Source organism: Alicyclobacillus tolerans, assembly GCF_048984885.1.
Lineage (GTDB): Bacteria > Bacillota > Bacilli > Alicyclobacillales > Alicyclobacillaceae > Alicyclobacillus_I > Alicyclobacillus_I tolerans.
On record NZ_JBMGNK010000002.1, the window covers coordinates 2,708,328 to 2,719,989 of the forward strand.

At 45.4% G+C, this 11,662-nt stretch carries 11 protein-coding genes; 2 read left to right on the plus strand and 9 right to left on the minus strand.

The window, feature by feature from the left end; all coding sequences use genetic code 11:
* The first annotated feature begins 77 nt into the window (after nt 1-77).
* Both ACOJUR_RS13820 and ACOJUR_RS13825 read left to right on the plus strand, forming a co-directional pair.
* On the plus strand, nt 78-1,457 hold the full coding sequence (locus ACOJUR_RS13820) for a dTMP kinase (protein ID WP_420950319.1): 1,380 nt from the start codon (nt 78-80) through the stop codon (nt 1,455-1,457).
* Nucleotides 1,454-2,902: a Ppx/GppA family phosphatase gene (locus ACOJUR_RS13825; RefSeq protein ID WP_072874995.1), complete on the plus strand. Its 1,449-nt coding sequence runs from the start codon at nt 1,454-1,456 to the stop codon at nt 2,900-2,902. Before ACOJUR_RS13820 ends, ACOJUR_RS13825 begins: the two co-directional genes overlap by 4 nt.
* 26 nt (nt 2,903-2,928) lie before the next feature.
* Here the strand turns inward: ACOJUR_RS13825 and coaA are convergent, their stop codons facing one another.
* The 9 genes from coaA to ACOJUR_RS13870 form a co-directional block, all read right to left on the minus strand.
* Nucleotides 2,929-3,882, minus strand: coding sequence for a type I pantothenate kinase (coaA, locus tag ACOJUR_RS13830; protein ID WP_306954798.1), 954 nt, complete (start codon nt 3,880-3,882; stop codon nt 2,929-2,931).
* 97 nt (nt 3,883-3,979) lie between these two features.
* Nucleotides 3,980-5,011 carry a L,D-transpeptidase gene (locus tag ACOJUR_RS13835; protein ID WP_420950320.1) on the minus strand — a complete coding sequence of 344 codons (1,032 nt, stop codon included), beginning with the start codon at nt 5,009-5,011 and terminating at the stop codon, nt 3,980-3,982.
* Between the two features lie 58 nt (nt 5,012-5,069).
* Nucleotides 5,070-6,041: a COX15/CtaA family protein gene (locus ACOJUR_RS13840; RefSeq protein WP_306954802.1), complete on the minus strand. Its 972-nt coding sequence runs from the start codon at nt 6,039-6,041 to the stop codon at nt 5,070-5,072.
* Between the two features lie 66 nt (nt 6,042-6,107).
* Nucleotides 6,108-7,037 carry a heme o synthase gene (locus ACOJUR_RS13845; protein ID WP_420950321.1) on the minus strand — a complete coding sequence of 310 codons (930 nt, stop codon included), beginning with the start codon at nt 7,035-7,037 and terminating at the stop codon, nt 6,108-6,110.
* 239 nt (nt 7,038-7,276) lie between these two features.
* On the minus strand, nt 7,277-7,603 hold the full coding sequence (gene qoxD / locus ACOJUR_RS13850; RefSeq protein ID WP_072874999.1) for a cytochrome aa3 quinol oxidase subunit IV: 327 nt from the start codon (nt 7,601-7,603) through the stop codon (nt 7,277-7,279).
* A 3-nt stretch (nt 7,604-7,606) separates the two neighbouring features.
* Nucleotides 7,607-8,236, minus strand: coding sequence for a cytochrome (ubi)quinol oxidase subunit III (locus ACOJUR_RS13855; protein ID WP_072875018.1), 630 nt, complete (start codon nt 8,234-8,236; stop codon nt 7,607-7,609).
* 14 nt (nt 8,237-8,250) lie between these two features.
* The gene (qoxB, locus tag ACOJUR_RS13860; RefSeq protein WP_420950322.1) at nt 8,251-10,209 is read right to left on the minus strand and encodes a cytochrome aa3 quinol oxidase subunit I; all 1,959 of its coding nucleotides are present in this window, start codon (nt 10,207-10,209) and stop codon (nt 8,251-8,253) included.
* 59 nt (nt 10,210-10,268) lie between these two features.
* A complete protein-coding gene (locus ACOJUR_RS13865; protein ID WP_129583643.1) occupies nt 10,269-11,225 on the minus strand; it encodes a cytochrome c oxidase subunit II in 957 nt (318 codons plus the stop codon).
* Between the two features lie 206 nt (nt 11,226-11,431).
* Nucleotides 11,432-11,641: a hypothetical protein gene (locus ACOJUR_RS13870; RefSeq protein WP_203114643.1), complete on the minus strand. Its 210-nt coding sequence runs from the start codon at nt 11,639-11,641 to the stop codon at nt 11,432-11,434.
* Nucleotides 11,642-11,662 lie beyond the last annotated feature (21 nt).

Consider the following 11,662-nt stretch of genomic DNA (forward strand, 5'->3'; position numbering starts at 1 on the left):
AAAACTCTTGAGTCGTCGCACCCTACTCTGGCAAAATGTAGAGCGTAGAAGAGACCAAAATAGAGGGGAGCCAACCCATGAACTACCCCGGCAAATTAATTATCGTGGAGGGTACTGACGGATCGGGCAAAAGCACTCAAATTGCCTTACTCAAAACATGGCTTGAGCATCAAGGCTATCCGGTGGTTTTTACAGAATGGAACTCATCTGCCCTCGTCAAAAGCTGGACCAAAAAAGCGAAACAACAAAAACAGTTATCGCCCGCCACGTTTCACTTAATACATGGAGCAGACTTTTATGAACGATATGAACGTTTCATATTGCCACTTTTGCGAGCGGGCTTCATAGTTTTGGCGGATCGCTATATTTATACTGCGTTTGCCAGAGATGCCGCACGCGGCTGCAATCGTGCCTGGGTGCACAATACATACCGTGATGTCGTACGCCCTGCGCTTTCGCTTTACTTCCAAACTCCTCTAAACGTGGCAGTAGACCGAATTCTCGTAGGTCGGACGGAACTCAAATATCATGAAGCTGGACTCGATTTAGGTATTTCGGACGACCCGGTGGAAAGCTTTAAAATCTTTCAAGGTCTTGTCAAACAGGAATATGATCGCATGGCGGATGAAGAGCACTTGCACGTTATTGACGCTACCTTGCCGATTGACGTACAGCAACGTGAGGTACGGCGTCTAACGGAATCTGTGCTAAAAAACTACGAAGGTTTATCTGCTCTGCAATTAAATACAGGTAAATCTGCTCATTTTTGCAACGAAGCGATAAACCTGCAACAAGCTTTCGCCTTCCAAAATCATAAACTGCCCGGCAAACTGATTGTGATTGAAGGTTCAGACTACTCTCATCATTATCAGTATAGCCAAAAACTTAAGGAATTTTTGGAAATTCAAGGATATGCTGTTTATTCCGCTGGTATCAAACGCTCCAAACTGATGCGACAGGCTATTGACGAAGCGAAAGAAGAACAGATGGTAGGACCTCGCACCATGGCGTTGTTCTATGCAACAGATTTTTTCTCCGAGCTAGAACACGGTATCTTGCCTGCTTTACGAGCTGGTATGGTTGTTGTGGCTGACCGTTACATTTTCACCCTGATGGCGCGTCAACTCGTACGCGGTGAAGATAGTGAGTGGTTACACCAACTCTATCAAGCGGCTCCCAAGCCGGACTTGGCTCTTTACCTAGATTCTGATGCAACGACTTTAGCTTGCCGATGCCTGCAACAATATGGTCAGCTATTCTATTGGGAAGCGGGTATGGATTTAGCTATCTCACCTGATGCCCTCGATTCTTTGTTGCATTATCAGAACGGATTACTCGCCCATTATAGAAAAATGGCCAATCTATACGGTATGCAAACGCTGCCCGCCTTCGAAAAAAATACGGAAGAAAAAATTCAAAAGTTAGCCTTGAAACTGTTGGCAGGTGATGAGGCATGAGTCGAATCGGTATTATCGATCTCGGTTCAAACTCAGCCCGCTTGATGATTTATGAAATTGAAAAAAGCGGAGCCTACTGGCCCATTTTTGAGATGAAACAAAATATTCGCCTAGCCGAAGCCATGAACGATGGAATAATTCAGGAAACAGGAATCCAGCGAGCGATTTCCTGTACAAGACTTTTTTATCGCGCGGGTCAATTACACAATGTGGACGAATGGTTAGCAGTCGCTACAGCAGCTATTCGCCAAAGTCGTAATCAGTCCGAAATTTTGCATCGTTTACGAGTGGAAGCGGGAATTGCTTATCAAGTTATCGAAGGCGCGGACGAAGGGAGATACGGCTATATAGGCGCAGTCAATACACTGCCTATACAGAACGCCTTGCTCTTTGATATCGGTGGAGCGAGCACAGAGTTGATGCTGGTAGAAAGCAGGAAATTAAAAGGCGTGGTGTCCCTGCCGCATGGAGCATTAAATCTCATGAAACGTTTTGAGAATGTATCAGAAACTGAGACAGCCAGACTCGTCTATCATTTCATGCAGGAAGCGTTGAACGAGGTCTCATTTTTGTCTTTTGCACAAAATATGCCTCTGGTAGGGATGGGCGGAACAGCTCGAGCATTGGCCAAACTGGAATTAGCCCGTCTGAACAAACCAAGCGCTCGCATTCACGGTTTTACCATGGACCAGGAGGCTGTCCAACAATGGTTTGAAGAACTGTCCAGCTTACCGCTTGCCAAGCGAAAAAAAATAAAAAACCTTTCCAAGAGCCGAGCAGATATTATTGTACCTGGATTAGCAATCATGAGCGCTCTTATGAAGAAAACCAGTAGCCCATCTCTGATGGTGAGTCGGGCGGGATTACGTGAAGGTATATTTTATGAACGATATCTACGCTATACTGGCAGCGCTGTGGTCCATGACGTGTTGAGTCATAGCCTCTTTAATTTTCAGCGAAAATTTGTCGTCAACCCTACTGTGTCCGATCTCGTCGCGGATGCTGCATTGCGCCTGTTTGACGCACTCGTTGAAAAGTCACTTGTCGATGCAGCGGATCGAACCTTATTTTACACAACCGTTCAAGTAGAAAGCGCTGGATGCTACATTCATACTGAACGCTGGATGCATCATTCCGCATACTTGGCCCAATGGTCGCAACTGTATGGTCTTGGTTACCATGAAACGGAGGATATGGTGCAACTTCTGTCCGGGAAAGCCAATAAGCGTTTAAAACGACTTTCATTATTACTGCGACTCGCCAAGCTGCTGACCTTACAACTTGGCATGAACGCAGAGGAAATTGAGATCGTCATGAATCAAGACAGTCTGATGATTGGCCGAATACCCGACATGAACCATCAAGTAGAAAAATCGGCAGATGCATCTTTAGTAGATGAATTTTTGCTGACTTTTCAAATTCCCCTTATCTTTTTGGATGCCTGACATTTTTTATACGGCATCTCTGATTTTCATAATTTTCGCAGCCGCGCCAGTTGAACCGCATGGTGCGGCCCTTTCGTTAAAATTAACTGGGCACGGGCACGGGTGGGAAGAATATTTTCACGCAAATTAACTGCATTCACTGTATCCCAAATCTGAGAGGCTGTAGATATTGCTTCCTCTTCGGAAAGCAGTGAATACCTCTGGAAATAAGATTCTCTCTTACGGAAAGCCGTCTCCCGGAGCTTCTGAAAACGATCGATATACCACTGCTTTATCTGATGTTCTTCCGCATCTACATAAATGGTAAAGTCAAAGAAATCTGAAACAAATAGCTGCGGCTTAGTTGTTGTTGTACCTCCTGTTTGCAGGACATTCAAGCCTTCCACAATCACGATATCCGGATGCTCAACGACTTTATACTCTCCTGGAACAATATCATAGGTTAGATGTGAGTATACAGGTGCACTAACGGCTGGTTTGCCGGACTTGACGTCTGCCAAGAAACGAATCAAACTGCGAACATCATAACTTTCCGGAAAGCCTTTACGATTCATAAGACCACGTTCTTCAAGAACATGATTAGGGTAGAGAAATCCATCTGTAGTGACCAGATCCACCCGCGGGTGACTCGGCCATCTCTCTAGCAGAGCTTGAATGATACGCGCCGTCGTACTTTTACCCACTGCTACGCTTCCTGCAATACCTATGATATAGGGTACTTTCTCCTCCAAATGGCCAAGAAAGCGACTGGATGCTAAATAGAGGTTTCGTGTAGCATCCACATAAAGGTTGAGCAATCGTGACAGAGGCAAGTAAATTTCATCAACTTCACTTAAAGATACTTGTTCATTAATCCCATGCAATTTAACCAAATCTTCTTCTGTCAATGGCATGGGAGTGGAGGCGCGTAATTGCGCCCATTCATCTCTGGTGAATGTGATGTATCGGGAAAAGTGTGCAGTTCTATTTTTTTGCACCAAGAAAGTTGACCCCTTTTATGGCTCATCATCCCTGAGCCATGTTTTCTCTATTTATGATGTTATGAATGGATAAATTCTTGCCAACCCCGGTCAGATATCATGCTTCAATCGTCACAGGCGTTCCTATATGTACCATACTGTAAAGCTTTTTAGCTATATTCACTGGCAATTCCACACAACCCGCACTCTGCGGGAATCCATAGGAGGGCCTCGGGAATCCATGAATAGCAATATTACCATCAAAGCTCATGACCCACTTCACTCCCGGATCATCATAGTGTGTCCCATTGGGATTGACACCCTTCATATTGACGACAGGCGACTTAAAGCGTATATAGAAATGTCCAAGCGGCGTTGCATTGTCAACGCCGGTATTACAGAGAGTTTTAAAGATAGCTTGTTGTCCCTGATAAACGGTTAAAGTTTCCGGTGTTCCTTCTCTAACTACAATACTAAGAGGAGTAGCAGTTACAAAAGGACGAACTACCTGAGCCACAGGCAAAAATTGACCAGTGGTAGAAACAATACTATGCTTGCCGCCACGCAATAACATAACAACTCGCTCCGTGGCAGGCAAGGGCTGATTCGGTATAAACTCAGCCGTAGTGCTGTTCTTCCATTCCACATTTCCAGCAACCGCTGGTTGAAAGCTGAGATCATGCTGGAGACTCTGAGGATTTTTCACTGGCGCACTGAAGTGAAACCAAAAGGGACCATCTTGCGAGACTTCAAGCTGCCAAATTCCAGGATCTGTTGTAACATGGAGCGGTTTTGGGGTCCAACCAGCAATTGTAACTGAGTGTTGCAAGTGCTGGCCTTCTTTATCGACGGCAGAAAGCAATGTCAACTGATTAAATTGATGCTGTTGCATGGATGCCTTCAACCAAAGAGTATCTTGTGGAACCGCTAAAGATTCCTGATAGGTTTTTCCGTCTATTCGCCACTTCAAACTTTGAACTCGATGATTAAAATGTAACGAGATTCCTTTAAGCACATTAAATTGCGTAATTTGGGGAAGAACTTGCAAATTCTCTCGTGTTCTCGGCGCCATCAGCATTCCACCGCCGAAATAGGTGGCAAGCGCGACCCATATTGCTACAACACAGCTAAAAATGGATCGACTTTTCATACCAGCCAGCCACCTCACTAGATTTTAGAGATTAGATGAAAGCAAAAACATTTCAGCTTTACAGGGTTGTCGACGCACTTTTTTTCCTTGGTCGATCCGGCACTGTCAAAAGCGCTAGCAAGCATAGGGACGAAAAAAGAAATGCTACAAGTGTTACATGAATGAGAAACGATGAAACATTATGATAGGTTACAATTAAAATTCCGGATAAAGCTTGCAAAAGAACCAGGATCACTGTTCCCCAAGCGGCTCGGTAAAGATCGGAGCGTAGATTTCGTAGGGCAGCGGCGCTTCGCAATATAAACAGACTAAAGACAAGCAAACCTAAAGCAAAAAGCCTGTGAATACAGTCCATCCAAAATGCGTAGTGTGGTGCGTAGATGCTTTCTGTAGGAAAAGGCCAACCATGAAAAAACGGGGCAGCTCCACTACTTGAGATGTAAGCTCCGAAATACATTTCAACATAAATATAAATCAGCGACCACCAGACTAACGATCGGATTCGGCTACCCGTTGCCGAATAGTCTGGACGTAAGCGACCGCCTTGGAGAATTTCTTGTAATGGTACACGTCGCAATTGAAATAATAAAATACACAATAAAAGAACGGAAGCAAAAGCAATTAATGAGATGCCAAAATGAAAAGCTAAAAACCAAGCGGGATCGCCAAAAATCACCCCAAGCGCTCCCAGTGCTCCTTGGACAAAAACTGAAGCAATGGCCAAGACAATCAGCCATACAACTTCACGCAATTTACGATACTGAATCAGGGCGAAAACGGATGTAGCAAGTAGAAGTAAAGTTGCAATAGGTACCAAAGCTCGATGGCCAAACTCTATCAACTTATGAATGCCCATATGCTGTGGGATTAACACGCCTTCACATAGCGGCCATGAATTTCCACAAGCAAATCCCGAACCTGTCTCTGTATCAATAAATCCAACCGTATTGACAGCAAGAAGAAAAATAACTGTTAAAATGGCCAATAGAATAGTGACAAATTGTATACTCCGTTTATCTTGATTTGCCATGCGCTGGCCTCCATATAAGATAGACTAGCCAGACACTGGAGTGTGCCTGGCCATCCTATGATTCAATTAACGCATATTGAGCATCATCATCACAAAAACAACTGGCAAATAAATGAGTGAACAGAGAAAAGTCCGTTTAGCCCAAACCATGCTTGCGTCTGGTTCAAAATAAGATCGTAAGACAAAACCGAGAAAAATAATCCCAACTACCCCAGCCACAGCCGCATATACCAAGCCTACCTGTCCCGTCCAGGCAAGAAGTACTGACGCGATAATCAACAGAACAGCATAGACAACACTTTGAATCTTGGTTTTACGTGCTCCTTTGACTACAGGCATCATTGGAATACCTGCTTTGGTGTAATCCTCGTTTTTATAAAGCGCAAGCGCCCAAAAATGTGGAGGTGTCCAGAGAAAAATAATAGCAAACATGATAATCGCAGCAAGTCCAAGATGTCCTGTTACACCAGCCCAGCCAACGAGTGGCGGAAAAGCACCCGCTCCGCCGCCTATCACAATATTTTGCGGCGTGCGACGTTTGAGCCACATGGTATAAATCACGGCGTAATAGAAAGCACCACCAAGAGCCAGTCCGGCTGTCAATGGATTCACAGCTAGATTGAGATAGACAAAAGAGCCAGCGATTAAAAGAAGGCCAAGAATAAGCACATGATGGGCTGGCACCCTCCCTAACGGAATGGGCCGCTTGGAAGTGCGTTGCATAACAGCATCAATATCGCGATCGAACCACATATTAATTGAGGCTGATCCGCCCGTAGCTAGCACTAATCCCAGCAAAGTATTGATAAACAGCGACCAGCGTGGAAAGCCGTGATGGGCGACAATCATTGCTGTAGCTGCAGTGAAAAGAAGCATAATTTGGATTTTAGGTTTTGTAGTAGCAATGTAGGCTTGTACCACATCCACCCATCTGTATGTCAACGATACATGCCGATCTAACTGCGACTTCGGGCTTTCCCGCTCGACCATCGACATTTCCGGTCCCTTCCTCTCCTCAGAAAAGAACTGCAGACACTGCAGTTGAATTGGACAGACAACAAAAGCAAGCATTCATCTTCAATAACTTATAAAGTTCAGTAAACAAGCATTCTGAACGACAGTATAAGATTTTTCTATCTTGGAAAACAAAGTACAAATGATAGGATTCCAAAACTCACGAAGCTAACTTTCCTTTTGCAAACGGCGACTCGGCCTCACCGAGCCGCCGCAACACGTTATGCAACATAACTTTTGAATGCCATGATCCAAATGGAACCTGCTACAACTGTAAACGCGATGAACATGGCAAAGAATATGAGAAATTGTTGATAGTTGGGTCCAAACGCTTCAGTCAAGTGCATGAACATAAACAACTGAATGACCGCCTGGAATACTGCCAGAATCACAATCGCTGAGATAATGGCGCTTGACGGAAGATGCGAGTCAAGCACAAACCAAATCGCCGCAAAAGTGAGTACCAGTGATAGGACATAGCCAATAATGTGCTTCCACGGAAACTTTTCTTCGTGATGATGCGAACGGGTCGGCGTGTTGGATGACATGGCTTACAACACCTTTCCCATAAAGTAGACTACTGTGAAGATGAAAATCCAAGCGACGTCAAGAAAGTGCCAATATAGGCCAGAGATAAATATCTTGCGCGTCGTTACAGGGTTTAGACCACGGCGAGCCACCTGAATGATAATCGAGGTGAGCCAGAGAATACCGAGTGAAACGTGACACCCGTGCGTACCTACCAGAATGAAAAAGCTGGAGAGGAACGCGCTTTTGGAAATCGTTGCTCCCATATGCACGTACTTGAGAAACTCGGATACTTCAAAGCCAATAAAACCAAGACCAAGTAACACAGTGACAATCAACCAACCTATGACGGCGTTCTTCCAGCCTCGACGCATGGAATAAGTAGCCAGACCGCAGGTGAAAGAACTGGTCAACAGCAGGAACGTCTCAGAAAGAAATGTCGGATAGTCATAAAGTTGTTGTGATGTAAATCCGCCTGCCGTATTCCGGAAGAGCAGGATGTACATTGTGAACAAACAAGAGAACAGAACCAAGTCGGAACCAAGGAAGACCCAAAAGCCAAATATTCTTAGGCTTCCGTCCTCAGTAGAGTACTCCATCGGCTTGGACGTGTCGATGTGATGGTCATGTTCCAGGTTCAAATGACCTTCCATCTGATAGGACACCCTTACAACCTCCCCGCCTCGGCTTCGGTGCGTTCGATCACGTCCACCGGAATATAATGATCGGTATTGACTTCAAACGACCTTTGCCCCATACAGATGAGTACAATCAGCAATCCTAAGATAGCCGGAACCCACCACTCAAAGACAAACCCAAAACCAGCAAGTCCAAAAGCTGCCGACATTATAAACGGACGTCCAGAGTTGTTGGGCATATGAATCGGTTTGAACGCCGGTTTGGTTTTTTCTTCTTCTTTCTCGATATACTTCACGTACCACCAGTGATCGCGATCTTTGATGGTTGGGATTACAGCAAAGTTATATTCTGGAGCTGGTGAAGTGGTTGACCACTCAAGCGTACGTCCATCCCATGGGTCGCCTGTCAAGTCACGTTCACCCCAACGAATGCTCCAATAGATGTTGTATACCATGAGCACGAAGCCAATGGCCATTCCGTAAGCACCAATCGTTTCAATCAAATTGTAAGGCATCCAGCCTAGACCAGCCGGATAAGTATACATACGTCGAGTCATGCCCATTAATCCAACAACAAACATGGGCAGGAAACAGACGTTGAAAGAAATGATCCAAGTCCAGAATGCCCAGCGACCTGTACGATCGTCCAACTTGAAGCCGAACATCTTTGGCCACCAGTAGTACATGCCTGCAAAACATCCAAAGACCGTACCACCAATGAGCACGTAGTGGAAGTGAGCAACCAGGAAGTAGCTGTTATGGTACTGATAATCCGCAGGAGCCACTGCTAGCATGACACCCGTTAAACCACCAACCAAGAAGTTAGGGATAAAAGCAAGTGTCCAAAGCATTGGCAATTCAAAACGGATTCGTCCACGCCACATGGTAAACAACCAATTGAACACTTTGACACCAGTCGGAATAGCAATCAACATGGTTGAAACCCCAAAGAAGTCATTGACACCAACACCAGCGCCCATGGTGAAGAAGTGGTGAACCCAAACAACGAAAGACAGAATCGAAATGGCAAGCAGTGACACGACCATGGCACTGTAGCCAAAGAGACGCTTACGTGCAAAAGTTGCTACCACTTCGGAGAAAACGCCAAATAACGGCAAGATAACGATGTAAACCTCAGGGTGACCCCATATCCAGAACAAGTTAATGTATTGCATGGGCATTCCGCCAGCACTGATGGTAAAGAAGTGAGCGCCAAACAGACGGTCAATGAGCAAGAGCGCCAAGGCTACTGTCAGTACCGGGAAAGCGAAGATAATAATGATAGATGTGATGAGCACAGACCAAGTGAACATGGGCATGCGCATCAAAGTCATACCAGGCGCGCGCATCTTCAAAATCGTTGTCATGAAGTTTACGCCTGTAGCAATCGTACCGATACCTGTAATTTGTAAAGCAATCAGATAGTAGTTTTCTCCAGGACCCGGATCGAAATGAGCACCAGCAAGCGGTGTGTACGATGTCCAGCCTGCATCCGGTGATCCACCAACGACAAACGATATGTTGAAAAGCAAAGCCGCAAAAAAGAACAACCAAAAAGAAATAGCGTTTAGATAAGGGAAAGCTACGTCACGAGCGCCAATCTGTAAGGGAACAGCAACGTTGAACAATCCAATCACAAACGGCATAGCCATAAAGAGAATCATGACTGTACCATGTGTGGTGAAAATCTGGTCGTAGTGCTCTGCACTGAGAAAATGCTCATTCGGGAATGCCAATTGCGAACGCATGAGTATGGCGTCCGAACCGCCGCGAAAGAGCATAAGAATGGCGGCAATAATGTACATGATGCCGATTTTCTTATGATCGACCGTGGTTAAATACTCTTTCCACAACCACTTCCACTTTTTAAAGTAGGTGAGTACAAATAAAATGGCCAAGGATGCAAGAATAATCGCGCCATCTGCACCTAACTCTAAAACGTTGTGAGGGAAGAAGTTGAGGATCCACTGTTTCACAGCAGGACTCACTTTTCCGTCTCCTCCTTTTTCCCGGAGAAATTGTTACTCATTCAAGTAGATTTCTCAAATTAATTGTCTGCTTGAGCGAAAAGCTGTTGATCGGATGGATAAGACGAAAAACTTTCCGGTTTTGCCAGACCGGCTGTCATCAGCAATTTACGGCTTGCAGCTTCCGAAAGCGCCGGATCTGTTGTTTTTACCTGTTGTACCCAAGCATCAAACTGACTGGTCGGTTTAGCATAGACATTAAACTGCATATGAACAAATCCTTTGCCTGAAAACTGACCACTGCGCCCCAGATAGGTGCCTGGATGACTGGCTTCCAGCCATAACTTCAAATCCTTACCTGGCATACTGAACTCCATACCGCCTAACTGTGGAACCCAGAAGGTATTCATAGGCCCTACTGAGGTTAATTGAAAGTTAACCGGAGTGTTGGCAGGAATTTCAACATAATTGACTGTTTCAATCCCCTGCTGAGGATATTGGAATATCCACTTCCAACGCGCCGAAATCACATCAATCGTAATTGGTGCGTTTTTCGACTTGGGAGGGTTCTCCAATTCTCCCGTCACCACGACAGTCGGTATGGCAATAGCAGCAACCAGCACAATCGGAACGATGGTCCAAATTGTCTCCAGCTTACGATTGCCTTCCCATTCAGGATGGTAGGGCGCAGGATTGTCGCTTTTGTCACGAAATCTTGCTAGAACATAGATAAAAAGCACTGCCACAATGATGACGACAATAATCATTACAACGAATGACCAGAGAATGAGATGATACTCACTCTTGGCGACCGGTCCTGCCGGAGACATGACAGCGTACTTGGAACTGCATCCGGTAGCTAACAGCATGACTGCGGCCGCCATGGCGAGTACGCTTGCCAAGCGCTTTTTGGGCGGTAACATTGACACTTCCAACTCCTCTCTCAGCCCGTTTGTTCGTCCGGTGCCGCCGTGCCGGCGCGCGCACAGCGGCAGAGCCTGCACGGCCCGTGAACGTACAGCCGAAGGCTCTCGCATTAGATGATACCATTCGACACCCTTTGCTACCGAAGAATTTTGCGAGTTTCAAAGAAACGACACAGCAGCGTTAACAATTTCACCACAACTCGTTCCGTAAAAATTCACAGTTTTGTTTCTTCACTTCTTGACAAGAAACAATCCCCTGAGTTTTGATGACTTTACTGTGAGCCAAAATCATAACTTCGCTATGACGTTTCTCATAACTACCGATAGCGTGCCCGCTTTGCAAAGTTTTTATGCAAAAAATCTTCGGCGCACAAGAAAAATTCTGCAATTTTCATCTTTTCCCTTCCTTCTGTCACCAGAGATGAAGTCAAGACAATTTTCATGTTAGGATAGATGGGTACAGCATGGCGCGATTTGAAGTGGCAGCAATCGTATCTCCCCAGTTCTGCAGCCACTCCAATTTTCATGCGCTAAATTTTGTGTGCTGG